The 25,256-nt window shown below is 37.7% G+C and carries 23 protein-coding genes; 4 read left to right on the top strand and 19 right to left on the bottom strand.

Translation table 11 applies throughout. From position 1 onward, the window contains the following. Positions 1 to 55 precede the first annotated feature (55 nt). The 12 genes from essA to M313_RS22575 form a co-directional block, all read right to left on the bottom strand. On the bottom strand, positions 56 to 571 hold the full coding sequence (essA, locus tag M313_RS0103545; protein ID WP_010192523.1) for a type VII secretion protein EssA: 516 nt from the start codon (positions 569 to 571) through the stop codon (positions 56 to 58). Further along, positions 561 to 3,422 carry a type VII secretion protein EsaA gene (esaA, locus tag M313_RS0103540; RefSeq protein WP_010192522.1) on the bottom strand — a complete coding sequence of 954 codons (2,862 nt, stop codon included), beginning with the start codon at positions 3,420 to 3,422 and terminating at the stop codon, positions 561 to 563. Before esaA ends, essA begins: the two co-directional genes overlap by 11 nt. Beyond that, entirely contained in the window at positions 3,419 to 7,849 is a 4,431-nt protein-coding gene (gene essC / locus M313_RS0103535) for a type VII secretion protein EssC (RefSeq protein ID WP_010192521.1), read from the bottom strand. The genes esaA and essC overlap by 4 nt, the downstream gene beginning before the upstream one ends. 26 nt (positions 7,850 to 7,875) lie before the next feature. After that, positions 7,876 to 9,060: a type VII secretion protein EssB gene (gene essB, locus M313_RS0103530; protein ID WP_010192520.1), complete on the bottom strand. Its 1,185-nt coding sequence runs from the start codon at positions 9,058 to 9,060 to the stop codon at positions 7,876 to 7,878. A gap of 14 nt (positions 9,061 to 9,074) precedes the next feature. Further along, a complete protein-coding gene (gene yukD / locus M313_RS0103525; protein WP_010192519.1) occupies positions 9,075 to 9,314 on the bottom strand; it encodes an ESX secretion system protein YukD in 240 nt (79 codons plus the stop codon). 108 nt (positions 9,315 to 9,422) lie between these two features. After that, on the bottom strand, positions 9,423 to 9,716 hold the full coding sequence (locus M313_RS0103520; RefSeq protein ID WP_010192515.1) for a WXG100 family type VII secretion target: 294 nt from the start codon (positions 9,714 to 9,716) through the stop codon (positions 9,423 to 9,425). Between the two features lie 192 nt (positions 9,717 to 9,908). Further along, positions 9,909 to 10,247 (bottom strand): hypothetical protein, encoded by a 339-nt coding sequence (locus M313_RS0103515; protein WP_010192514.1) that lies wholly within the window; start codon positions 10,245 to 10,247, stop codon positions 9,909 to 9,911. Positions 10,248 to 10,252: 5 nt separating this feature from the next. Beyond that, positions 10,253 to 12,286: a DUF6792 domain-containing protein gene (locus M313_RS24470; protein ID WP_010192513.1), complete on the bottom strand. Its 2,034-nt coding sequence runs from the start codon at positions 12,284 to 12,286 to the stop codon at positions 10,253 to 10,255. Between the two features lie 5 nt (positions 12,287 to 12,291). Further along, the gene (locus M313_RS0103505; protein ID WP_157182407.1) at positions 12,292 to 12,945 is read right to left on the bottom strand and encodes a YvcA-related protein; all 654 of its coding nucleotides are present in this window, start codon (positions 12,943 to 12,945) and stop codon (positions 12,292 to 12,294) included. A gap of 593 nt (positions 12,946 to 13,538) precedes the next feature. After that, positions 13,539 to 14,306, bottom strand: a complete 768-nt coding sequence (locus M313_RS0103500) for a 3-hydroxyacyl-CoA dehydrogenase (protein ID WP_010192511.1) — start codon at positions 14,304 to 14,306, stop codon at positions 13,539 to 13,541. Between the two features lie 177 nt (positions 14,307 to 14,483). Further along, complete coding sequence (locus M313_RS0103495) at positions 14,484 to 15,815, bottom strand: DUF4179 domain-containing protein (protein ID WP_010192510.1); 1,332 nt, start codon at positions 15,813 to 15,815, stop codon at positions 14,484 to 14,486. Beyond that, positions 15,808 to 16,329, bottom strand: coding sequence for a sigma-70 family RNA polymerase sigma factor (locus M313_RS22575; protein ID WP_010192508.1), 522 nt, complete (start codon positions 16,327 to 16,329; stop codon positions 15,808 to 15,810). The genes M313_RS0103495 and M313_RS22575 overlap by 8 nt, the downstream gene beginning before the upstream one ends. A 298-nt stretch (positions 16,330 to 16,627) precedes the next feature. Here M313_RS22575 and M313_RS0103485 point away from each other — a divergent pair, with 298 nt between their 5' ends. The 3 genes from M313_RS0103485 (at position 16,628) to M313_RS0103475 (ending at position 18,917) form a co-directional block, all read left to right on the top strand. Further along, a complete protein-coding gene (locus tag M313_RS0103485) occupies positions 16,628 to 17,590 on the top strand; it encodes a D-2-hydroxyacid dehydrogenase (protein ID WP_010192506.1) in 963 nt (320 codons plus the stop codon). 60 nt (positions 17,591 to 17,650) lie between these two features. Beyond that, positions 17,651 to 18,496 (top strand): STAS domain-containing protein, encoded by an 846-nt coding sequence (locus M313_RS0103480; protein ID WP_010192504.1) that lies wholly within the window; start codon positions 17,651 to 17,653, stop codon positions 18,494 to 18,496. 160 nt (positions 18,497 to 18,656) lie between these two features. Continuing rightward, a complete protein-coding gene (locus M313_RS0103475) occupies positions 18,657 to 18,917 on the top strand; it encodes a hypothetical protein (RefSeq protein ID WP_010192503.1) in 261 nt (86 codons plus the stop codon). A gap of 49 nt (positions 18,918 to 18,966) precedes the next feature. Here M313_RS0103475 and M313_RS0103470 read toward each other — a convergent pair whose 3' ends face one another. From M313_RS0103470 to M313_RS0103440, 6 genes are all read right to left on the bottom strand, one after another. Then, on the bottom strand, positions 18,967 to 19,494 hold the full coding sequence (locus tag M313_RS0103470) for a mismatch-specific DNA-glycosylase (protein WP_010192499.1): 528 nt from the start codon (positions 19,492 to 19,494) through the stop codon (positions 18,967 to 18,969). Positions 19,495 to 19,721: 227 nt separating this feature from the next. Beyond that, the gene (locus M313_RS0103465; protein ID WP_010192497.1) at positions 19,722 to 20,048 is read right to left on the bottom strand and encodes a cyclic-phosphate processing receiver domain-containing protein; all 327 of its coding nucleotides are present in this window, start codon (positions 20,046 to 20,048) and stop codon (positions 19,722 to 19,724) included. 146 nt (positions 20,049 to 20,194) lie between these two features. After that, positions 20,195 to 20,446, bottom strand: coding sequence for a hypothetical protein (locus M313_RS0103460; RefSeq protein WP_010192496.1), 252 nt, complete (start codon positions 20,444 to 20,446; stop codon positions 20,195 to 20,197). 333 nt (positions 20,447 to 20,779) lie between these two features. Next, positions 20,780 to 21,484: a YwaF family protein gene (locus M313_RS0103450; RefSeq protein WP_029326317.1), complete on the bottom strand. Its 705-nt coding sequence runs from the start codon at positions 21,482 to 21,484 to the stop codon at positions 20,780 to 20,782. Positions 21,485 to 21,553: 69 nt separating this feature from the next. Further along, positions 21,554 to 21,844 (bottom strand): hypothetical protein, encoded by a 291-nt coding sequence (locus M313_RS22570; RefSeq protein ID WP_010192487.1) that lies wholly within the window; start codon positions 21,842 to 21,844, stop codon positions 21,554 to 21,556. Between the two features lie 62 nt (positions 21,845 to 21,906). Then, positions 21,907 to 22,890, bottom strand: coding sequence for a S66 family peptidase (locus tag M313_RS0103440; protein ID WP_029326316.1), 984 nt, complete (start codon positions 22,888 to 22,890; stop codon positions 21,907 to 21,909). 300 nt (positions 22,891 to 23,190) lie between these two features. Between M313_RS0103440 and M313_RS0103435 the strand changes: the two genes are divergently transcribed. Then, the gene (locus tag M313_RS0103435; protein ID WP_010192483.1) at positions 23,191 to 23,979 is read left to right on the top strand and encodes an alpha/beta fold hydrolase; all 789 of its coding nucleotides are present in this window, start codon (positions 23,191 to 23,193) and stop codon (positions 23,977 to 23,979) included. An 83-nt stretch (positions 23,980 to 24,062) separates the two neighbouring features. On the opposite strand, the gene rsgA is transcribed toward M313_RS0103435, so the two are convergent. Next, positions 24,063 to 25,124, bottom strand: a complete 1,062-nt coding sequence (gene rsgA / locus M313_RS0103430; RefSeq protein ID WP_010192482.1) for a ribosome small subunit-dependent GTPase A — start codon at positions 25,122 to 25,124, stop codon at positions 24,063 to 24,065. Between the last annotated feature and the right edge of the window lie 132 nt (positions 25,125 to 25,256).

The raw sequence follows: 25,256 nt of genomic DNA, 5'->3' as shown, positions 1-25,256 counted from the left end.
AGCTTAGTTTTCTATTTTTTAGAATATTTTATCTATTAAACGTAAAATACCCCCCTCATCTCCATTTTTGAGAGAGGGGGGGATTGTTATGCTTTTCCTTTTGCCATTCTTGGGTAGGATGATTGCTAGTAATAGGATCAATGCTATGGCAAGAAATCCATATAGAAGAATGGTGATGCTGTTTGTTTTTGGATGAGCTATCGGTGGCAACTACCGCTTGATACCTTGAGTTATCTTGTTCGGTGAACAGTTTCAACTCTTTAGTAGTAGCTTGGATAGTGGTGGATTTTTTTTCACCGGTCATAAATAAAGTTCCAATAAAGTCTTGTTCCGCTTTCTTTTCCCGTTCCTTGAAAGTAAGGAGCTTTTGTTCTTCAGGAACAGATTCCCTGCGCTCATTAAGATTATTTTCACGCAGGAAATTTGTATTCTCTTTAAAATCCTTTTTCTCATAACTGTTTGGCTCGAGGGATTCAATATCAGAATCTGCCATAGTTACTGTCCCGTTCAACGACTGTAAAGACATCAGTGCACTTACTGCTATTAAAAGTAAAGCAATTTTAGCCTTCATACGCTTCATCTTCATTCTTTTTATCGTTACTACTCTTAAATAGTTTGACCAATTGTGGCAAAACAAGAAGCAACAATAGAATGACAATCAACGTGATTACCGCTGTCAAAAAGAGGGAGCTAGAGCCATACTGAATGGACATGTACACGCGAGACATCGGGTCTTCGTAATTGATATTTGGTGCCGTCAGAGTAAGGAATGGGCTGATAAAGAAAATAACCAGTCCAACACTTGCAATCCAGCCGACTAATTTGCCCATGCTAAATCCTGCAAGTACAACCGCTGACGCAGCTGTAAGCAAAAGAACAGTGAATATGGACCACTGAATTGCACGATCTTCCGCTAATGGATAGATGTTTAACCCATAAAGACTGATAATCAAACCTACTATGATATTTAATAAAATAAACATGGAACCTTGCACAAGCATTGGGGCATTGTTGAAATAGTGGCTGAAATATCCGATTAAAAGACTGCTAATCAAGATAATCGCTAGTACTACAACTGGAGGAATTCTATTGTCCTCAGTGCCGCTTGCTGCATCGCCACTTATTTGCAATGGGTTGGAAAGGTGCTCATATACCGGACCGTTCTTCTGTCCGTCCACATAAGCATTTCCTAGGACATTAAAGATATCATCTCGGTACATTCTAGTTGCATCTACATTTTCTGCCCATTTAGCATTGAGTGTGTCGGCATCATTTTGTACATTTTCCACATTTGTTTGCAATTCTGTCGTATAAGAGACAATGCTGGACTGACTTTCCCCTACGGAAGTGACTAGTTCATTCAATGTCAATAATTCTTGACTAATGGTCTGCTGTCTTGTTACCACGGTATTTCCATCATTGCCGTTAGTTGGAATTGGTTCGTTACTTTCAAATAATTGAACTTGCTCCATTACATTGTTTGCACTTTCCTCAAGGGAAGAGATGTCATTCATGATAGCCATCTGCTGCTCTTCAATGTTTGCTCTGTATTCTTCCATGAACACTGAGAAATTGTCTTGCAGTCCCTGCATCTGTTCCATGGTAGATGGGAGAGCAGCTGTTATACTGTTCCACCCTTCCTGTTCAGGGTCCGACACGTTTAAAATGATTTGGATATCTTCAAGTAGCGCTTCCACATCTTCATTAACATTCCGATTTAATGTTTGTTCGTATTGAACAAGAGAAGCATGATAATTTAATAGATCTTTGGTGTTATTATTATTTATTTCTTTATCAAAAACTGGTTCTATTAGTCTTAACCTATCCTCATCTTGAATTTGATCAAGTATTTCTTTTTCTGTTTCCTCGATCTCATTAATAACAGTTTGAAGGTTATTGGATAAGGATTCTTTGTCCCCTTCTAATGATTCAATAACTTCTTCTAGTTCAGTAATCTGTTCCAAATATCCTACTATTTCTTCTTCTAGAGCTTGCTTTTCTGCTTCCAGCTGCTCAATTATTTTAAGTAATGGATTTTCTTCTTCAACGCCTTTAAGGCTTTCTTCTACCTCCGTAATCCTAGAAGATAATTCACCTAGAGGATTTAGGACAGTGAGTATTTCTTCGGGAACCAGTTCTCCCAAACCATTAATGGTTGTTTGAATATCATTGATATCTTTAGCAATCGCATTTAATTCCTTTATTTCATTCTCAAAACTTCTGTTTTCTGGAACCTCAACCTCCTCCGAATCGTCATCCTTGACTTCACTTACAGACGATGTCGTTACAGGCTTAGGATCTTCGGGTTTTCCTGGCTCTTTTTCGCCTTCTTTTTCAAGTTCGTCTTTCAAGTTCTCTAGCGTTGTTTCTAATTCACTTAGATCGGCATTTTTTTGTGACATGGCAATCTGTTCTTGTTGTTCAAAGAATGCTTCCATATCTCCCGTTTGCCTGTCTACTTCGGATTTTCTTAATTCGGAAAGCTCATTAAGGGCCGTATTGTTACTCTCCATGCTGCTATTAACAGACTCCAACCCGTTATTTATCTCTGTTCCTCCTTGAGAAAAATATTCTTGCACTTGCGCAAAACGGGATGGTTGAGCCGTTGCTAAGAGCTGAATGCTTCCCATGCTTTCATCCTGAAGTTCTTGTAAGACCAATTGTTGGCTGTCTTGATATTCTTTAAATTGGTCTACAAATTGTACAAAGGATGTTAGGTTGTCTTCGAACTGTTGTACCGTGCTTTCTCTCCCAGGAGCGTCTTGGCTTACAGTTGTAACAGTTGATTGAAGGCTTTCAAGCATTGAACGCTGTCTTTCAATTTCGGATGCAAGATTTAAGGAAGTAGGTTTATAGAATGCTAACATGGCATTTTGGAAATCTATTTCCTTTTGCAAAATGGTATCAAAATGAGCTCGGACGTTTTCTAAGTCCTGGGAAACATATGTCCAGTAAAGAGTAGAAATTCTACTGTTTACCTTACTTGTTGCTTTTTCAATTTCACGTAAAACTTTTTCTCGATCAATGGTATTTAATTGATCTTGAACATTGTATTCAAAGTTAGCTTTAAGCGGCTGATTACTCTCATAGGTCATGATGTTGGTAGAAAAATTGGAAGGGATATAAACAACTGCATCATATTTGGAATCTTCCAGGCCGTTTACTGCCGCACTCCTACCGATTACTGTCCATTCATATCTAGAATCCTCCTCAAATATAGAGGAGATTTCCTTTCCAAACTCAAGGGCTTTATCATCCTTTTCCATTCCAGTGTCTTCATTTACTACTGCAATTACTCTCGAAGCGGTTCTTTTCACTTCCATCGGGTTTTCCCCGACAGATCCAAAGAAAACTGCAGGTGTCACTAGGATTAGGAGAATAACCAACACCATCTTTATTATATAGGTGGTTTTTCCCGTCATGTAAATACCTTCCTTTCCGTAGTGCATAGCGGAATCTGAATTTTCATTTCTTTGCCGTTGATAACGTAATAACCGTATCCAGGATGAATTTCTTCTTCGTTTCTCTCATATGGCAGAGTGAAAATATTCTGCTCTGACTTTTTCATAAGAACGAGTGCTTGTCGTATCTGCTTTACTTCCATTGTAAGTGTATCGTAGCCTTTTGACAGATCATTGTTACTGCCTGAGGCAACCATATTAAATCCTAGGTGACTATAATTTTTCATTAGTCTCGCAAACTTGTCTTGCAGCATCGGGTCGACCGTCTGAATAAATCTCGCATACCCATCTATAACAAGGAACAATGGTGGGTAATCCATGGAAGTGTCTCCAAATTGAACTTTCTTAAGGTAGTCACTTTCTCTAGCAAGCAACTTCTGCTCCACTTCTTCCACCCATTTTGCTATTTGCTCTTTAGTTTCTAAGTAGGTGACATTGTCTTCTTCTGTATAATTGGAAAGGCTTCTGTCAAATGAATCAAAGAGTCCAATAGATTCAGCACCTTGATCTATCGTCGTATTTAATATCACTTTCATGACATTTGTTTTGCCTTTTTGAGCTTGTCCTACCACCATACAATGTTTATATTTTTCATAGTTGATAAATACAGGTTGGACAAATTCTTCGTCCAGTCCAATCGGAACAAGCCCTTTTTTCAGCTTGCCTTCTGTATATTTTGCAAAATTGATGACATTTAGGTCAGTAGGGAGCATCGGAACAGCTTGCGGTTCCTTGTACTCACGATACTTTTCTTTAATAGATGCAATATCACTTCGAATGGAATCTAGTATTTCAAAATCATCTTTCCCTTCACCAGGCAAGAAGACTTGCGAGAAGAATGCTTCATCCTTCTTTATGATGGCTCTTCCTGGAATTGGTTCAGGATTATAAGGGACCCTCCCTAATATAGTGAAAGCTTCACTATTATCCATCAGATAGTGAACTATTTTTGTTTTCAGGTTGTTCATCAATGATTGTCTGATTGAGTTGACCCTTGTGGCTGTAAATATCATATAGATTCCCAATGACTGGCCATCTCGGACAAACTGGTTAATTTGCATTTCTAGATCTTGCATTTCCTCTTTGATAAGATCAAAATTATCGATCGTCATGAAAATGATAGGTAATTTTTCTTTACTCAGAGAATTGAACATTTTAATGGAACTTACCTCTTGCTGTTGGAACAGATTTTTACGTCTAGCCATTTCATCCTTTAAGATACGCATGAACTTCTCGATTTTCCGTTCTTCATCCATCAAGAAGAAATCTGCTGTATGTGGAAGCTGACGCAATGGCAGCAAAGTTCCATTACCGAAATCAAAGATATAATAGTGCAACTCTTCTGGTGTATATTTCTCTGCCATACTTAACAACAGCATCAGAATGGTATGTGACTTACCATAACCTGATGAACCGAATATCCCGATATTCCCATCTTCCACTAGTTCATATTCATAAACCGTTTGCGATTGTTTTTCAGGCTCATCCTTTAATGCAAGTGGAATGAAACCTTGCTCCTCGGAAATATACTTCTTGCGGGAAAGTCTTGCCTCTAAAGGAGGGAGCCATGGGCTGTTAAGTTGTCTGATGCCCATATATTGCTGAACAGAATGGATTTCCTCCACCACTGCTCCTATCTCTGTTTGAGCACTTTTCTTTTTCTTTTTAGATGTCGATACATCGGACAATGGGACAAGTCCAAGGTCCGTGACAAATGCTACCTCATCTTCTGTCTCAGTTGTATCCTCAAGATAAGGTGCTCCACTCCAAGCAGATTGAAATAGTTCATATACTTCATTGTTGCCTACCTGAAGATACCCCCGGCCTGTAACGGTAATGGAAGCAGCATCTCCATTTTTCAGAATCTCTCTGCTGTCATCTGCATCTTGCACTTTTAACGCCACTTTAAAACGAGCGTTACTCCAGATCTGTTCATCAATGACTCCGCCTGGTTTCTGGGTCGCTAGAATTAGATGAACACCTAAACTTCTTCCTATCCGCGCAGCACTAACCAACTCCCGGATAAACTCTGGTTCTTCCGCTTTCAATTCTGCAAACTCATCGGAAATAAGGAATAAGTGCGGCAAAGGTTCTTCCGCTTTATTTTGCTTATAAAGATCTGTATAAGCATTAATATGATTGACCTTGTACTGATCAAACAATCGCTGACGCCTTTTCAGCTCACTTTTAATCGAAGCAAGTGCCCTTGCACTGAAGTTCTTACTTCCTTCAATGTTAGTAATGACTCCTAATAAATGGGGCATTTTTTCAAACGGTTGAGCCATTCCTCCACCTTTGTAGTCAATGAGCAGGAAAGCTACTTCATGCGGATGATAGTGAATAGCAAGGGATAGAATATAAGTCTGCAAGAATTCACTTTTCCCAGATCCCGTTGTACCTGCCAATAGACCATGTGGACCATGGGCTTTTTCGTGTAAGTTCAGTACAGATATGTCTTCTTTACCTTTTAACCCGATAGGTACTGCCAAGGATTTAGAAGACTCTCTTGTAAGCCAGTTTTCTTGTATCGGTAGCATCCCAACTTCTTTTACTTTCATCATTTCTAAAAAAGATATGCTATTAGGGATGGAGTTTGTCATACCCACCTGATGATCGAGGGTTCTAAGCATTCTCGAGAAGACTTCGTTTCCATCTCTTTTATGGGAATCCAATGTAAAGGGAATGGAAACTGCTTTTTTGTCTTGGATTAGAATGTCTCCCTCTTGGGTATTGATATACCTCACAAGAGTTTCAATGTTATCGGACAAACTCTCTTTAGAATCCGCAGCGAAAATGACCGAAATGCCAAGGTCTTTATGGTCTCCCTCGAGATATTCAAGAATGACATGATCTGCTATCAACTGCTGCTCTGTAATAATAAAGACGATATGAGGTGAGAACGAAACCTTCTCTTTATCTTCCATTAAGTCTCTTTCTCTGAGCATTTCATAAATGGAAGAAAGCAATTGATCTCTTGTTTGGTCATTATAGATGAGACCCTTAGCAAATGATTGCGGTATCTGGAAATGTGGTAGCCACTTCACCCATTCCCATTGTTCATATTCTTTCTCATTAAAAATAAACACAAATCGAAGATCGTGATAGCTGTGGAAAAAGGATAGCTGACCTATTATCTGATGAATTTCATTTTTCATAACTGATTCTTTCCCGATTAAACCGATGGCGCCTTTAGATAAATCCGCTACAACCGGAACATTATCGATTTCTCTATATACTTTTTCCAAATGCTGCGACTTTTCAAGAAGATCATCAATCTCCCTATTGGCCATATCCCCAGAGTTAATGGATATTTCATAACTGGAAGGGACTTTTCCTCGTCCTAAACGGAATTGCAAGAAATCATGACTCTCCAATGACCTTTCCCATATTCGATCGGAAATCTCTCCTGTCAGATATTTCATCCGCTCAAAAGAAGGGAAGTGAAACGTGAGTACATTACTCTGCTTTTCTGCTAATTCTTGCAGCTCTTTTCGCTTATTTTCAAGATAAAGCGAATAAACTCTTCTTCTCCGTTCTTCGCTTCTTTTTCGGTTTGCTTTTTCTTTAAAGAATTGAACGGTTGACGTAATAAGTGTGGTCATAAACATAACCATTGAAATAATGATGAATATTCCCCTCGGTGCAACGAGCGCTACCACTCCCATGACTATCAACATAATAAGTGGAGGCATGATAATGAGCCACAGACCTTTATTATTGTCATCTGATTCCTGCGTAGGAAATTGTAGAGACACCTTTTCATCAGGAAGCTCATAAACCATCCTTGGTGTCCTACGATAGCTTGGATATTTCTTCTTCATTTCTGACTGAGGTCGCTGTATGTCAGAAAGGTCTGTCTCATATTCTGTATGGCTTGCAACCTCGAAGACATCCTCTTCAATCAACCGGATCTCCATAAAGGACCAAAGTAGCAAATCTCCAACTTCTAGGACGGTACCATCATCTATTTTGTGCCCATTCAAATAACCATTTTCATCAGAAATATTTACAACCCATTTTCTTGAAAAGTTTCTGATGAACGTAATCGTTTTCCCTTGATCGCCAGCTTTTTTAGAAAAAACTACTTGCTCTCTGCTACCTATATAATAGGTCTGGGATTGCGAGGGACTTGGCGTAAGCACCATTTTTAACTCTTTCTTATCGTCTTTCCACTCAAAGGGTTGGCTGTATGTACCGCTTCCTATTACACCGGACTGTTGTTTAACTGTGAATTGGTCATTTTGGATATCGACAAGCAAAGACCCATCCGTAAATGGAAAATTACGGACAGTAAGCTGATCCTCTACTTCAGAACTTACAGTAACAGTACCTTTTTCTATAGATATCTTTTGGTAGTTGTTTTGATAGAACAACCAGAAATTATTCATACACTCACCTCATTTCAACCTTGCAGTTAGTTTGCATCATCTTGCTCTTCATCTAACGCTTCAATTGCTTCTGCATATTCGTCAATTTCATCTTGAACTTCTTCTAGTTGGTTTTGTTTCTCTTCACCAGAGAGGTCGTCCTGTGCTCTAATTTGTTCCTTGTATTTCAATAAGGCGTACAGAATTATCTCTGAATCCTCCAATGATCTAGCAATATCAAGCGCCTCTTGTGCTTCTCCGCGGCCAATGTGTATCCAATATTGATAGTACTGTGGATCGGATTGCAAGGTTATGCGGTTCTGCAAGGCATCTTTTTGGTCTTCATTCAAAGATTCATTGATGATATAGGAAGTTGCCAATTTATATTGCACCACTCTTGGCATCTCTTTTGCTTCATATCCATTTAATGTAGTAACCACCTGACTGTATTCACTTTTAAGAAAGTGTTCGGAACTTTGTACATATGCTGCCTGTTTTGGTTGAACGAAAAGAAAGGAATAAATCGCTAATACGAGTGCTGGTAACAAAAGAACGGTGAGACCTATGGTGACATATTTGGTGATTTTCCATCGTTTTTCTGGAAGTCGGATAAAGTGTTTTTCTTTTTCTTCAAGCCCCTTTATCCCGTTACGAATGAACGTTAATAGTTCCTCTTCATCCTTGGCATTCATTATGGTTTTGGCAGCTGGTGATAGGTCTAAAGTTTGATAAAGTTTGAGATACTCTTTGAAGGTGTATTTCCCGTCAATGGCAGCTGCAATGACTGCTTTTGTTTCCCGCCATAGCTTTTCTGATTCTTTTTCATAGGGTGGTAGACTTTCCATCACGCCATAATGAAGAAAATAGGGGGTCAAACTTTCATCCACCACCATATTTTCGGGACATATAAGAAGATGTAGTCTTGAAAGAGAGTGATTCTTGACACTCTTTATTAATTGAGAGGCAAAGATCCATCTGCTTTTCTCATCTTTTCTTTTCATTTTAGCGAAAGATGAAAATGCAGGAGGGGGATGATAGATGAGTGTTAACTCGTCTTCTGTTTCTTTAATTTTTTTATGTATGGCTGGGTTAATTTCTTTAAGCATCCGAATTTCAGCAGCATCTTCCAATTTGATTTTTTCTTTTTGAAAGACAAGCTTAATCGTTTCACCTTCTTTGGAAAGTGTTGCCCCTATTTCTTCTTCCAGATATGTTCGACTTTGATCTGCCATGATAGATTGCTCCTTTATAAAATTTCCAGACGGTCACCAGACGTAATGCCATGGTCTACAAGCTTGTCTGAACCTGATAGTATCAAGTGTTTGTTCACAACCTTTACCCATTCCCCGTCCCTTGGAGGTGTTGCAGGGGAGGCGGCCTGCCAAACGATATCAACAACTTTTTTTACTGTATGATAGTTAGATAGTCGAAGGTCAAAAGATTCCCTTTGGTAGTTCTTTAGATCGATTGTTATTTCTATGTACACTGTTTTTCACCTCATAAAAGAAGGAACGCATTCAACTGTTAAAGAATGGCGCTCCTTCTTTTTTTTTTTGGCTGCCCTATAGAAGGGAGCTATTTCTGTAAGAACAAATTACCCGCGAATCTGGCTTGCAATTTGAGTATCGGCATCTTCAAGTGCTCTAGCAGTGTTGCTAAGCTGAACGGAGATATCCTCTAGCAATTGTTGCATTTGAATGATAGAAGGCTTCAAAGATTGGTATTGATCACTGAATGCACGGCTTGATTCACCTTCCCAAACACTTTCAAGCTCACGAATCATGTTGTCTAAACGGTTGATTTGATCTCCAACCTGGCTGCTTTCACTTCTGTAACGAGTGGACATTCCTACTAACTCTGCAGGGGTAACGCGAATAATTCCTGACATTTCACATCTCTCCATTTCTTTAATAAGTTACTTTTATTGTAAAAAATACACAACTAAGAGGTCAATTCTAAAGTAGGAATTTTAGGAAAATGAGTAATATATACCCACAAATACCCACATTCCCAATTTCTGAAACCTCAAAATATAGTATTTTTTTCACAGATTGATATATTTCTAGGTATTTCGACTAAATCAACTAAATGTTTCATTGACCTCCTCATAGAAGATTGTCAACTCTTGCCTATTCATTTCATCAACATGTTCGTGGTATTTGTTGGAAAGGGTTGTCATCAGTCTTGACTGATCGTTGGTGATAATCGTAAACAGTCGATGATTCTTATTAAATTCCAGTAATGATTGTTCAATAACTTTACCTTTACTCAGTTCGAGTTCCGCGTTGATGATACTTGCCAACTCATCACTGATCTCACGGACTCTCCCAAGCTCCGCATTGAAAATAAGATACTTAAACCGTAAATCTTCATATGGTGCAAAGGCATACGAAGTTTTATACTGTCCTATTCCTACCACCCCCTTTACCGTAATTCAAACAATTTCGAAATACTTTGATCTTCTTCAAACAATTCTTCAATAGACTTTCTAACTCGACTGATCATGGCTTTTGCTTTTTCAATTTCCTCCCGAAGGTAATGATACATTCCCTCAAAAGAATCCTGAAACATGGGATCTAACGGTCTGATAAACTCGTGAACATTAATCTTGGTTACTTTCACATCACTACTTGAAACTGGAAGAAGATGGCTGTAATTCCTCGGATTTGCTTCCATTTGGTGAATGGCATTCATCACCCGCTGTTTCCTGAATTCCAGATCATCAACGTATTCTGTGTAATACAGTCTCCTCCAGGAAGTGAGTGCTTCTTCCTTTTCCATGCATTTATCTAGACCAAGTTGATAAATCCTCACTGCAGAAGATAGATTGACCTCAATTGTCCTGCCATCTGTGGCATTTTTATAACGAATTAAATCAGATCCTTCGTAACGTCTTCCTTCTACCTGATTTAATGAGTTAACTACATGCTCCATCCCATGTGCATGAGCGGCATCCCCAAACTCGCCAACAAAATCATTCGTGTCGTCTATAATTGCTTGGTAACTGTTTTGGATATTACTGCTTTCCTGTTCGATCGTTACTGCAAGTTCTATTACCGTCAAGATATTCTCATGTTGGGACAAGTTATTAGTAAAGGACCCTTTAACCAGGTTCTTCCCAACATCTAAAGCAGCACTGCCAATCGCCTCAATCATACGCTGTATGCTACCCAGCATTTCCTCTACATGAACCTGGATTATCTTCAACAGATCCTCACTGATCTCTCCAACCAAGGCAAGTAAGGAAGGCAGAACTTCTGTCAAATCTTGCAACTTAGCTTTAATCTCCAACGCTCTTGAAATAAACTCTTGTTGATTAGAAAAAAAATCACTTGGAAATTCTTTAACTGGATACGCAAACGGCATATCCACTGTAAAGCTTCCAAATCCAATAACACCAATCGTCATAGGAACCGCACCACGCTTCCACTTCGGAGGTTCGAAGATTTTTTTCCAATCCTGTTTGATATCATCAATTAGAGTGAAGAGTTCCTGGTCGATACCGAACATGCTTCTGTTTAGCCCGTCGACTCCTGATTTTTCGTAGGCTGGGGCGTGTTTTGCGACGAATTGTTGAATGATGTAAAGGTTCTCATCTGAAACTCTATTCATGTATTTGGCGATACCGTCTGTGTGGGGGTAGGTAGTTAGAACTTCACGAGAACCAAGATCTAAAAACCCTCTGAACCCTATGACCGAGTATAAAATTTCTTCTTTTATTGTTAAGTGATGGATACTCTGCCCTTGAGCTTGGTAGTATTCTTCTGCGAATTCTTTTAGTTTTTCTGGATCTATCTTATATATATCATCAAAGTTTTTACTGTTTATATTGAATTTAAGGAAAATAGATTCTTGAAAGTCAAAGTCGAGCATTGCAAGTTGATACATACTAGGAGGAGCATCATTTATAGCTAATATACTTTCAAAGGGCTGATCCGTAATTTGTAGCATTTGAATTAGATTACCGCCAAGAGAGTGCCCTATTCCGTATTTAGTTAGTTGAGTATCTATTTCTTTACCTTGTTTTTTCAAATAGTCGACTTCAGTTGCAATAACGTTATTTATCTCTTTATTTACATACTTATCAAAATGTTTAGCATCTTGATATTGATTTTGTACTTTTCCTCCAAATATCCCAAAGAGATTATAAAACCAATCACTATGGGGTCCTTTTCCACTATCTTCACCCATTTCGCTACCTCTAGTAATAGTGTAGGATTCATTTAGACCTGTCTCTAAATCCATAAAGTGAATAACCGTTCCATCAAAACCAGAATCGTACTCTTTAACTGACTTTGGTAGTTCATCTGAATGATACAATGTAATTTCCCCTGGTGGTTCTTCTCCTGTTTCCTCGATATAAATTCTTCTAATATTCTCAATTGTTAAATCCTTGTATTCCAATTCGGCAATTCTTGCTTTTAGTATCTTTGAATTTAAAACCCCTGTATTATCCATGCAGGTCACCTTGATTTAAATTCAATTGAATGCAAGATATTTAAAACTTTTTCTTTAGCTTCGTTACTATCTTGTGAACAAGGTTTATCATAGTCAATACATGTAACTCTTCCAATAAAATTTATGCCCGTATCTTCTATTTCGGGTTTTATGTAGGCAAAATATCTATAACTTTTCTTTCCCTCATATTCAAAAATATTCTCAGCATAATAGTAAGTAGTTGAGCCTTTAGTATACTTTTCAAAATCCCCTGTATAGTTTACATAAGTATCAAACATATCTAATTTAAATTCTATATCGTTTGCTCTCGGTTGATCATCATAGGTTATGTTGTAATAGAAAGATAGGTTTTCTTTTTCGTCATTTTCTACAAAACCTACCGCTTCAAACTCATTTCCAGCTCTTTCATAAACTGCTTTGTCAATGGTAGCATTTTTAGGAAAGTGAACTGTATACCCTTCCGTTTGAGATTTAAAGAGGTAGTGTCCTTTTTCAACTTCATCAGATGATTCCAGAAAGTCTTTAGTAAACTCATCATTGAATGCAACTGATTTTGGCTCACCTTCTACATCTCGACTCCCATTAGTATCCAGTTTCATTCCGCAACCTCCTATCAAAAGTACCGAACTTATTAATCCTAGAAGCATTGATTTCTTCATAGCCCTTCCCCCTAGGCAAAGCCATCAACGTGGCATAATATGTATTTTCTAAAAGACTTATTCCCTATGCGTTATACAAATAATCCCTTTTTATATAAAAAATTATAGAAATTGATTTATAATTTTACAAAATTTTAATGAGGCCTTTTTTATTGCTATATAATAATTACCATGTGATTTCAAAGTAGTCAATTTGACTGAAACGATTGTCGAATCCTGTCTGTTAGTTAGGCCCTAACTAGGAATTTTTCTCTTAAGTATTTAATAGTTCATTAGAAGGATTAATTGTTTATTAATGTACTTTTTCAAATTAAAATTTATTGAATTTACTTCAAAAAACAAATAGTCGGGTCTTTTGAATCATTTTCACTATCTTTATACAACTAACCATTGTATATATAAAACCAACTACAAATTTTATTTAGTTGTAAAATTAATCTTCTTGGTTCGGGCTTTGAGATGGTATCTCTGTTACCGTTTAACATATTCTTTAACAAATTAAGGACTTGAGATTTCTTAAAGTGCATTTACATGCAAAAAAAACGGATCTCATCAATGAAATGAAATCCGTTTTAAGCTCTATCAAATACATTTTATTTCGGCTGCATCCTAATTGCTCCATCCAGCCTTATGGTATCCCCATTTAACATGGGATTTTCGATGATGCTTTGAACGAGTTGGGCATATTCCTCAGGATACCCTAACCTGGATGGAAATGGTACCATCTTGCCAAGGGAGTCTCTTGCTTCTGCTGGTAACGAATCAAACATTGGGGTGTGGAAGAGCCCGGGTGCAATGGTCATAACCCTGATTCCAAACGATGCGAATTCCCGGGCAATCGGCAAGGTCATCCCGACTATTCCGCCTTTTGAAGCAGAATAGGCTGCCTGGCCAATTTGACCATCAAAGGCTGCAACCGATGCTGTGTTTACCACAACACCTCGTTCCCCTTCTGCGTTCGGTTCATTTTCCTTCATACGCTCAGCAGCCAAACGGATTACATTAAATGAACCTATAAGGTTAATAGAGATAACTTTGGAAAAGTCTTCAAGCGAATGAGGCCCTTTTCGGTTTAATACTTTTTGTGCCACTCCAATTCCCGCACAATTCACCACTGTATTTATGTACCCGAAAGTTTCCATGCCATTATCCAAGGCTTTGCGAACATCTTCTTCCTTTGTAACATCTGTTTTTACAAATAGAATAGAATCCCCTAGCTCTTTTTTCAGATTTCCACCTCTTTCTTCTGATAGATCTGCAACTACTGCCTTCCCCCCTTTAGAAACTATATTTCTAACGGTTGCCTCACCAAGTCCAGATGCTCCTCCTGTCACTAGGGCTACACAGTTTTGAATATTCAAAGTGGACTACCTCCTTTTTATGTATCACTATTATTTAATGCAAAAAGCATGCCAATAGAGCGGATAGTATTATTAATTAAAAGTGTACAGAATCCATACAAACTGTATGATAACTGGAAGAACTACTATAAAAGCAAAAGGACACATCACTTTCTAAGCTGTGTCCTTTTACTAGAGTCATTTTATTTTCACTTTGACTTTTTCTTTAATTCTTGCAGGGTATTCTGCAATTTTCAATGTAATAGGGCTTACTATTTTATCTGTATCTACTATCAATCCTTGTTCATACAAATTTGTTCCATCAATATTTGAATAGGTTCTTGTAGTATATTCGTGAACAGTTCCATTAGCGTCGATAATGTTGTTATTGAAAAGACTAAAGAAGTAATTATGGTCTTTTGGATCGACCTCAATCTGAAAATATATTCCTTTCCTATCTTTTTCTCCATCATCCAACCAAACTTTTTTTAAACGCTTATCACTTGGAGCTTTGATAATACTCTCTTTTTCAAGATCAACAACAACTTCCAGTTCATCTTTAGGGAGAGCCGTAAACGAAGAGAAGACAAGATCAAGCTGCTGAGGTTCAGAAAAGTAATTGCTCTCAAAGTATATTACTATTTTATTATCCTCCATTGAAGAGCTACCGTCTGAAATCCATCTATTCCCTTTCTCATCTTCAAGCGCTATATCATCAAAACGGAATATTTCGTGTGTATTAGACTCGTCATACTCTAAGAATAACGCAATTCGAGTCGGATGGATTTCCATCTTTTCAAAGTAGATAGACTGTTCACCAGCTTCTACGGACTTATCAATTGCTATCTCATTTGTAATTGCTGAGAATTTCTGTGTATCCACTTCGATAGGAAAATTCAACCCCTTAATAATTTCTACTTCATTAATATTAACGCCAGTTTCAAAATTGAATTTTTCAGGAATGACCTCTTTGTCTGAATAAATGATTTTTATTTGGCCAGAAACCTTTTCGCCTTTCATTACTTCCCCATGGCTTCCATAAGACAATCCATCCACATCAAGCTCTTCACCTGTCTGTGACTTCAATTTAATATTACTAAGATTAATAGTGGGATAGTTATGATCACTTTCAATGGTATAAAAAATTAACATCTGCGCTTCATCCATTATGATGGCATCTATCGTCAGTGACACCCCGTCTTCCTCTTTTGTGATTCCCACTTCCTGAAGGTAGTCGTTTTCTACAGCCGACATAATTCCTTTATTATGACGAATTAGCTCCACTATCCTCTCCATCCCAGGAATAGTGCTGACGTAATTTGCGAAGCCAGGGGATATCCTAATGGTGGTAAGGAAAATGATTAGGAGGATGCTTGCAGCAACCATGCCGATTCTCCAGAAAGGCTGCGGTGTAGACTTTTTACCTTTTCTAATTCCACTTCTAATGTAATCATCAATTTCCTTAGGGATTTCTACATTAGCGTACTCCTTTTTTAACTCATGCAGCTTCTTTTCTTCTTTCTCAAACATGCTTGCTTCCTCCCTTCTCATCCCAATACTGACGCAATTTCTCCAAGCCTTTTCTCAGCCATGTTTTCACGGTATTCTCTGAAGAATCCATTACCTTTGCGATATCTTTAATCATAAAGTCCTCCATGTAACGGAGTTGAATGACAGTCTGGTATGGATCACCTAACAAAGAAATAGCCTCTTGAACTTCCAACTGAAGATCATTATCTTCTGTATATGGTTCTTCCATATTTATTTGCATGTTAGGCTCCCGTTTTTTCTTCTTCCATTCATCCCTGCAGTAATTGATCATGATCCTTACAAGCCAGGTCGAAAAATAGTCCGCCTGTTTCAGTTTTTTTATCCCCTTAAATGCTCGATATGTCACCTCTTGAATGGCCTCGAGAGTATCCGCTTCATTTTTCAAGTAGGAATAGGCAATTCTATAGAGTTGATCCTTATGTGACGAAATTAGGGCAAAGAACGCCTCTTCATCTCCCTTTTTCGCTTTCTGCACCAACCATTTCTTCTCCAAAATCTCACGCTCCTAAAAGCTCTTTTGCTGTTTTATACTTATTAGACACATTGATCCTGCGAAAAGTTTTAACAAATTAAAAAAAGCACCTGCCGTATTCGTAACAGGTGTGTTGCCAATCATTTGTGCCCAAACCGTTCTAGAATTTTTCCTTCATTCATTATATACTTTTTCAGCACTCTACTACTATTATTCGACATTTCACCCCAAAACCTCTGAAAAAACCCTTTAAATTTCTAATAATTATCTATTATCTGTTAAAATAAAATAAAGACCACAATTGAAGGAGTCCATACAAATGTCTAAACGACTTATGCTTATCACACAAAATATCGGAGAAGCTTATACGCAACAAATTAAAGAACTTGCCCCAGACTTTGAAATTATTGTAGGAAAAGATAAAGAAATATGGGCGCCTTTTGCAAAAGAGGCCGAAATAGTTGTTGGATGGAAAAAGGATCTGGAGAAACTGTCATTAATCGAAGGTTCTAATCTTCGTTGGATACAATCATGGAGTGCAGGTGTCAACAATATGCCTCTACAAACATTTACTGAGAATGGAATTCTTTTAACAAGTGCGAACGGTGTTCATGCCTATCCGATTTCCGAGACAATTTTCGCCCTCATGCTCGGTTTGACCAGAAAGGTACATACCTATGTGAAGCAACAACAGCAGAAAGCGTGGCATCATGCACAGATGAATCTTGAAATTCACGAAAAGACTATAGGTATTATTGGAGTAGGAGAGATCGGAAAAGAAACCGCTAGGATTGCTAAAGCTTTTCGTATGAATGTTATAGGCGTTCGGCATTCAGGTATTGCTGCTGATAATGTAGATGAAATGTTCACTCCTGACAGGCTGCATGAAGTACTACCAAAATGTGACTATGTGGTGATTACACTTCCTTTGACAGATGAAACGGATGGAATGTTCGGCTTAGAAGAATTCAAACGTATGAAAAAGACCGCTTTCCTCATTAATATAGGGCGCGGGGAAGTTCTTGTAGAGGATGAGCTGATAAACGCTTTACAGGAAAACGTCATAGCCGGTGCCGGTCTTGATGTCTTTGCAAAAGAGCCCTTAGAAAAAAGTAGCCCTTTATGGGATATGGACAATGTCATTGTTACCCCTCACACTTCAGGTTCCACAGAGCATTATACGAAACGTGTAATAGAAGATATTTTTATTCCTAACCTGAAACACTATCTAAAGAATGAGAAGCCTTTAAAAAATTTGGTTGATTACAAAAAAGGCTATTAAAAACGGTTTAACCAGCTAGTAAAAAGGGTAAATACGGAGAGGGTTAGGGGGGAACTGAACATGCACCGAAATAGTGAATTACATACATTTTTATTAGAAAAAGCTAAAGTTTTAACAGAAGAATGGTACCAATCCTTGGATAAAACAAATTCCAAAGGAGTGTATGCTTCGACAAATCCTGAGGTGGTCGCTACTTTAAAAAAGCAGAATTTCGATTTCCACCTTCAATTATGCAAAATTTTTATTGAAGAAGAAGATAAATTTTTCAAAGACTTTGAAAGTTGGATCTTGTCTATTGCACAGGATGAGCAACATCTACAAACACCAATCCATCATATTTTGCAAGAATTCTTCAGAGTGCGTGGCCAGTATTTAAATTTCATTGACGAATTTGTCACTCTGCACCAAGAAGAAAAAGAGAATCAGTTATTGTGGAATCATATGATAACGAAAGCTTTTGATAATGTGGTGCTTAAATTCGTCGAAGAAAACCAAATGTATTCAGAAGAACGACTGCAAGCCCAGCAGGACATGATCAAAGAATTAAGTTCACCAGTCATTGCCCTTGATAATAATCGGGCCCTCTTGCCATTGGTTGGAGATATTGATACAAGCAGGGCAAAATTCATACTTGAGAATACCTTGGAGCAATGCGGGCAAAAGGGAATCAATCATTTATATATTGACCTCTCAGGCGTGGTGATTATTGATACCCTTGTTGCCGACCAAATTTTCAATTTAATTAAAGCGTTGAACCTGATTGGGGTAAAAACAACACTATCTGGAATAAGACCTGAAATTGCGCAAACAACCGTACAACTTGGAATATCTTTTAATAATATCTCTATAAAGCCTACTTTGGCTGGCGCACTGACTTTACCTCATTCATCAGATACCCGACGTTAATTTGTCGGGTTTTTTCTTTCCCCTCATTTTTTAATTGTTCAAGTTTGCCTCATTGTGTTTAAAGTCTTTCCAGAAAGAGTATTTAAACTATATATATCTAAGTATGTAGGGTATATGAAAAAATAAGAAGATATTCCTTCTTATAAAAGGAGTGAAAAAGATGGAGAAGGTACTAAATGAAATACTAGTTGAATTAAAAGAAATAAAAGCAGCCCAATTATCCCTTTTAAAAGAACAAGAAGCGCTAAAGCATAATAGTGCTGTTTTGAAAAAAGATGTTACCAATTTGAAGGATGGGCAGCAAGAGAAAAATACATTAATTAAACACACACTCACTCTCCAAATTGAAAATATGTTAGAAATAAGAAATGCGTTAAGGTCAATAGAACAAGAACAAAAGACGTCTGTTATTCCAAAGTAATTATTCTGAACACAAAAAACACTTCGCTCGGTGATGGAGGAAGTGTTTTTTAATTTACTTTTTGGGCTACAATACTATTCTTTAATGTATTTAGATTCCGGTAGATGGCTAAGATCTCCTCTTTTTTCATTCTGACAAGCCCACTAGACGATGGAGCTACAAAATCTACGGTCCCTTCTACTAGGTTCTTATCCTGTTTTCCCCACTCAACTTGACGGATTCCGCTATATTCCTGATACACTCCTTTACCAACAAAACAGACGATTTTTGGTTGAAAGAATTCTATTTTCTCTTTCAACTCTTCTCTACCTTTTTGGTATTCCTCTTTGGTTATATCTGCCGCTCCAATGGTAGGCCTTGATACAATGTTGGTCAAACCATATTGAAGTTCCACTAACTTAAAATCCTCTGTTGGTGCATATTTTCTGGGAGTGATGCCTGATTCAAAAAGAATGCTCCAAAACCTGTTGGTTGGGTTTGCATAATGATGGCCCGTTTCACCAGAGCGGATACTAGGATTGTAGCCGACAAAAAGAATATGTAAATCATGGTCGATATGGTCATATATCTCCTCCATTCTCCTCACCTCTTTTTTCTTTTTATTCTATCAACAATAACGAAAAAGACCAAACGGAAGCTTTCCGCCTAGTCTATTCCTTAATCTATTAATAAGCGGATAATGTTACTGTTTGCTTTTGATTATCCGTTTTATTACTCTAGTTGAGAGATCCGATTTATGTGAAGAAGTACGAACCCTTTTGCGGTTTGATGAAATTGAGTGTCACGTAGATGTAGGGGCAACGCTTAAAAAAGCGGAAGAGGTCTTAATAATACTTTTATGTTTGGCGGCATTTTCATATCTTCTTGCGCTTGTTTGAGATATCGATACATTGCCTTACTGCCAACCGAGTTTGCAGAATGAATAGTAATTCTATCCGCATACAGCTCGTTCTCCACCATCTTATGAACGAGAAGCAGACCATTTCGATGTCTGTTCAACAAGTCATGGTCCAAAGAGAGATGCCCAATTGCATGGCTCTCTAACAAGGTGAGGCATTGGTCTATGTCTTCTGCGAGTATATACCCATTAGGACATGATCGACTATCATCTAGAAATACGTTGATTTTCAAGATGACACCTCCAAATATTCGACTTAGCTACATTGTAACACACATCTGTTACTAATTTTTTCCTAGATGGTTACAAGCTTACCCCTAAACTCTTTCATAGCAGGTCTCACAGTGGAAAGATAGGAATAATGTACCATTTTTAACTCTTAAGGTTTTTTAAATTCAGGAAAGTCAAATACCCACTTCATCCAAAAGGATTGAAGTCTATTTTGTAGGCGATCATATTCATGATATTCCTTTGCAAACTGTTGCTTAAATGAATACGGAACCTCCCCTTGCGCATCTTTTTCAAGATATTGCTCTTCCAATACTTCAAGTTTCTCTATTTTAATTTGAATGCTGTTATAGGTTAAAATTGAAAACATTCCATAAAATAAACCCAAGATTACGACGTACATTAATAAAAATCTCTTTATACTTCCCATCTGTATCTTCCCTTCGTTTTTCTACATAGTATGACGAAAAACGGCAATGTGACAGGACTATTACAAATAACAAATTACAAATAATCATCCTGTAACATTATGGTTTGCAACTTGAAGGAGTTGTGGATAGAATGGTGGTAAAAGTGCTTTTGTCGGAGGTTATTGCTTAAGTGGGAATTTTAATTGATATAATAATTGTTGCTGCATTTTCTCTTATCTTTTTTGGCGTATATAAATATGTGATGAAAACGATTAGGAAATATTAAAAGAACCGCTCCCATAGTTTGATTGGGGGCGGTTTTTGTATTAAAGTTTGGCATTTACACGCCTCTTTGATTTCGTTTTTTCTTTAATCAAAAATGGAGCATATAAAAGTAAAAAGATTATCAGTACGACCAGTTCGAGTGTAAGAATATACCAAGGGTAAGGACCCAAGAAGTCGATGAGGCTAGCATTAGTAGGCTTCATTGCGAGGAACATGTAATTCCCACCCGTAAACCTGTTCACCAAAAACACCACTAATGCAATAACATTCAAAGCACCAAAAGCTTTCCAAACGGACTTGAACTTCACTTGGAATTTTTCAACCCATAGCATATAAAATACAGCTAGAATGATAGATATATGTGCTATAAAAAAATGTAAGAATCGAAAATGAGGAAAGTCATAAAACAACTCTGGAGTAAGCAAAGCTTGTAGCGCTCCGCCGACACCGAGAAAATATACCACTTCAAATACCCATTTCTGCTTCATCAGAAGCATCCATACACAAAGGTATGAACTTATAGAACATAACTGGAAGGGTAATGTGTATCGGATATCCCACATGTTAGTGGAAAAATACCAATAGTTCAGCCATATCTCAGAGCCAGCCAGGCCCAAGATGATCAACCACCTGCCTACCCGCTTCATCCATGGTTTATTTCTAAATAAAAACAGAAAAAGAAGGAGTGCTAAAGTTACGCATAAACTGATTATGTGGGAAGCTGAAAAAAGGAGTGATCCATCCATATAAGCTTCCGGATCGGTATAAGTACTAAACATCTGCACAGGCCCTCCTTTATAATCTACATTATCAGCTTATGAAATTTGCTTCTTAATCCAGCCTTTTACTTGTTCAGGAGAATAATAGTATCTTCCGCTAATATCAAGTTTAGGGATTTCTGGGTATTGGTAAAGGAGCGCCCTCGTTTCTTCTTTCGTTAAACCAATATGTGAATGCAAATCCTGCTCTTTCACTAAAAGATTTTCTTCCTCATCAAATATTTTATCTATCGGATTTCTGCTGTTGGATTGTGGTGAAAATCCTTTGATTGCCTCAAATAAAAAATATGCACAGGCAATAATGGTAACCGCTAACCATAAGTCCAAAAATATCATCTCCTTTTTATGTAGATGTTTTGTTTACGTATGTTCTTAGTAAAGTGTTTCATTTATATCGTATGCAATGTAATTTTCACGTCGTTTTTCTTCACTTGTAGTTTTACATTCCCTCCTATCGGAAAAGTGAACATCGGACTGGTGTGGCCGAAATCTGCATTTGCAACAACTGGAATATGTGAAAGCTCCTCTTTTGTTTGAATGATTGTTTTAATCAATTCATTTGTAACATTGGACACTTTCTCAAAACGGCCTATCACAATTCCTTTTACATCATTAAAGCCAGTTTGGTGGATGAGGGATTGCAAATCACGGTCAAACGTTTTCGGGCACGTTAATTTATCATCCTCAAGAAAGAGTACAGAACCTTTAAGGTTTGGCATAAATTCGGTTCCTTGAAGAAGATTCAACGTACATAGATTACCGCCAATTATTGTGCCTTCGCATTCTCCTTCATTAATAACAAGATATCCTTCATTAGAGTAAAACTTTCTATTCTCCTGATCCATATACCACGCATCATTACTCCATTCAGAAGACTTTTCTACCTCAAACGAAGAACCAGCATCTTCAAGTAACATCTTCTTAAAGTATTCAAGAGAATATTCAAAGCCGTTCATCATGCCAAATGAAGAAAAGTGAACTCCGGAGTATGTGACTAGTCCTGCTTTGGCATAAATGGCATTGCCCAACGCGGTAATATCAGAGTACCCACAAAAGATCTTTGGATTATCTCTAATCAAATCAAAATCAATATAGGATAATAGTTGATTTGCCTGGTACCCTCCGATTGAAGTTAATATGGCTTTTACATTATTATCTTTAAACGCGTCGTGAAGATCCTCAATTCGAGATTCTATGGATGATGTCATCAAACTGTTACATTCATTGATATGCTTACCAAACGTCACTTTTAGTCCCAATTGTTCTAGTCTATGTGTCGACAACTCAATATTTTCCTTTGAAAGAATAGAATGAGAAGTGGACGGTGCAATAACCCTAACTTCATCTCCAATTTTTAGTTTTGCTGGTATTATCATTATCCCAACCTCCATCTAAAACCAATTTACCTACTATTCTACCAAACAAACCCACAAAACTTCTATAACTTTCCAGAAAACCACCACAAAAACAAAAACTTTACTAGAATAAGAATATTTATGCAAAAAATGAATAAAAGGGGTCAGACCCCTTTTTTCATTCTTCACAAAATAGTAAGAATTTGCAGGTTGAGAATCTTGGTGTGGTATGTGTATACTTGGTATTACAAGTTTTTTTATTTGGTTTTTTGGGTATTGATTGTTGATTTGAAATATGCAAAATAAGTGAGGACTATTATGTATTATAAAACGCTTACTCATTCTTCATCGAAAGAGTGGATTGTGCTGTTTCATGGGTTTGGGGGGAATTCTTCCATTTTTTATAAGCAGCTTAAAGCTTTCCGCGCTGAATATAATATTCTTTTATTAGATCTGCCTGGTCACGGAAAGTCTCCATATCCAAGTGGCGTAGATCTATTTGAGTATTCCTCTGAACAGACGATTGGGATTATGAACAAATTAAAAATTGAATCCGCTCACTTTGTTGGTATTTCACTTGGAACCATTATCATGCAGGAAATTGCGCTCCGTAAGCCTTCTGTCATTAAATCGATGGTACTTGGCGGCGCAACTCCAAAACTGAAAAAATGGGGCGAGTTTCTTTGCCGAATGTCCGTATTCTACCCTCTGAGAAAAATATTGCCCCACATGGTACCTTATCGTATCTTTGCACGGGTACTGCTACCTAAGAAGAATCACTCAGATTCAAGAAAAGCTTTCATTAAAGAGGCCTATAAACTTTCCAAAGAAACCTATTTAGGATGGGTCCTCTCTGGTCTGAACGGTTATACCACTTACGATCGGTTGAAAGCAATAAAGAACAAAATTCCGAAGCTATATATTTCCGGTTCTGAAGATCATATGTTTTTAAGCAATACGAAGGAATATGTCAAACAGGAAGAAAACTCCACATTAGAATTCATTGAGAAATGTGGCCATGTATGTAACATTGAGGAAAGTGATAAGTTTAATGATCTTGCCGTTTCTTTTATGAAACGTGTCGATAAGATTAGAATTACTGCTTAAAAAGCTGGAGGGTGACTACTCTCTGGTTTTTTTGTATGTTAAAAAACCACAAGGCACCAAACTCCCACCTTGTGGCTTCCTCCCTATTTCTTTTTCCCGCCGCGTACTCCAGAGGTGATTTTCTTCCACTTCTCTTTTTCTGCAAGTTGAGCACGTTTATCATTTTTTCTTTCCAAGAATGCAAGTTCACGCTGCAACTTTACATAGCTCTGGTATCTACCAGCAGCCAAAGTACCTTCTTCTATAGCACCTTGAACCGCACACTTTGGCTCATTAGCATGCTTACAATCCCGGAAATAGCACTGCTCTGCCAGTTCTTCGATATCTTGGAAACTATGACTGATTGCGCCATCTGCTTCCCATAATTGAAGCTCCCTCATACCAGGAGTATCCAACACAAGGCCACCAGTGGGCAACATGTACAATTCTCGGTATGTTGTCGTATGTTTTCCTTTATCATCATCACTTCGAACTTCTTGAATAAGTTGCTTCTCTTCCCCAAGTAGATAATTCGTCAATGTGGACTTCCCTGCTCCTGATGAACCAAGTAAGGCAACTGTTTTCCCCTCACCAAAATATGTTGCCAGTTCCTCTAATCCCGTTTCTTCCTTCACACTTACCGCATGAATTGGAACACCAAAGGCAACAGCTTCCATCTCGGCAATTTTATCGGGAATATCTTCACACAAATCTGACTTCGTTAAGACCACCACAGGATTAGAGCCACTTTCCCATGCCATTACTAGATATCTTTCCAATCGTCTTGGATTAAAATCATAGTTTAAGGATTGCACTAGAAATACAGTATCCACATTTGCTGCTACAATCTGTTCTTCCGTCGTTAATCCAGCTGCTTTTCTTGAGAATTTACTGAACCTTGGTAACAAAGCATGGATCGTAGCTTTGCCTTCTTCCTGACGTTCACTTAATACAACCCAATCCCCTACAGCCGGGTAATCCTCTCGAGTTACCGCTTCAAACCGGTATTTTCCCGACACTTCCGCCAGGGACTCACCGTGGTCCGTTTCCACTCTGTACAATCTTTTATGTTCGAGCATCACTCTGCCCACTGTGTATCCTTGCTCTTCATATTCAATAAAAGCATTATTTAAAAATTCATTCCAACCTAATTGATTTCTTTTCAATGTGTTTTCCTCCTAATGGAAAGTAGATAATTTTTTTGGCAAAATAAAAAGACCGCTCGCACGGTCTTTTGCAAAAACATTTATAAACCATGAGACGTTACGTCACAGCCCCATGGAAATCTACTATCTCAT

The organism is Bacillus sp. m3-13, assembly GCF_000175075.1.
Lineage (GTDB): Bacteria > Bacillota > Bacilli > Bacillales > Bacillaceae_I > Sutcliffiella_A > Sutcliffiella_A horikoshii_C.
Note: the sequence above shows the minus strand (reverse complement) of the source record. Positions and strands in the feature narration are given on the sequence as shown.

What these genes read in the sequence shown, in the direction of transcription:
- essA (WP_010192523.1), bottom strand. Translation starts at nt 571, where the DNA reads ATGAAGGCTAAAATTGCTTTACTTTTAATAGCAGTAAGTGCACTGATG.
- esaA (WP_010192522.1), bottom strand. Translation starts at nt 3,422, where the DNA reads ATGACGGGAAAAACCACCTATATAATAAAGATGGTGTTGGTTATTCTC.
- essC (WP_010192521.1), bottom strand. Translation starts at nt 7,849, where the DNA reads ATGAATAATTTCTGGTTGTTCTATCAAAACAACTACCAAAAGATATCT.
- essB (WP_010192520.1), bottom strand. Translation starts at nt 9,060, where the DNA reads ATGGCAGATCAAAGTCGAACATATCTGGAAGAAGAAATAGGGGCAACA.
- M313_RS0103520 (WP_010192515.1), bottom strand. Translation starts at nt 9,716, where the DNA reads ATGTCAGGAATTATTCGCGTTACCCCTGCAGAGTTAGTAGGAATGTCC.
- M313_RS24470 (WP_010192513.1), bottom strand. Translation starts at nt 12,286, where the DNA reads ATGGATAATACAGGGGTTTTAAATTCAAAGATACTAAAAGCAAGAATT.
- M313_RS0103505 (WP_157182407.1), bottom strand. Translation starts at nt 12,945, where the DNA reads ATGAAGAAATCAATGCTTCTAGGATTAATAAGTTCGGTACTTTTGATA.
- M313_RS0103495 (WP_010192510.1), bottom strand. Translation starts at nt 15,815, where the DNA reads ATGTTTGAGAAAGAAGAAAAGAAGCTGCATGAGTTAAAAAAGGAGTAC.
- M313_RS0103485 (WP_010192506.1), top strand. Translation starts at nt 16,628, where the DNA reads ATGTCTAAACGACTTATGCTTATCACACAAAATATCGGAGAAGCTTAT.
- M313_RS0103480 (WP_010192504.1), top strand. Translation starts at nt 17,651, where the DNA reads ATGCACCGAAATAGTGAATTACATACATTTTTATTAGAAAAAGCTAAA.
- M313_RS0103475 (WP_010192503.1), top strand. Translation starts at nt 18,657, where the DNA reads ATGGAGAAGGTACTAAATGAAATACTAGTTGAATTAAAAGAAATAAAA.
- M313_RS0103470 (WP_010192499.1), bottom strand. Translation starts at nt 19,494, where the DNA reads ATGGAGGAGATATATGACCATATCGACCATGATTTACATATTCTTTTT.
- M313_RS0103460 (WP_010192496.1), bottom strand. Translation starts at nt 20,446, where the DNA reads ATGTACGTCGTAATCTTGGGTTTATTTTATGGAATGTTTTCAATTTTA.
- M313_RS0103450 (WP_029326317.1), bottom strand. Translation starts at nt 21,484, where the DNA reads ATGGATGGATCACTCCTTTTTTCAGCTTCCCACATAATCAGTTTATGC.
- M313_RS0103435 (WP_010192483.1), top strand. Translation starts at nt 23,191, where the DNA reads ATGTATTATAAAACGCTTACTCATTCTTCATCGAAAGAGTGGATTGTG.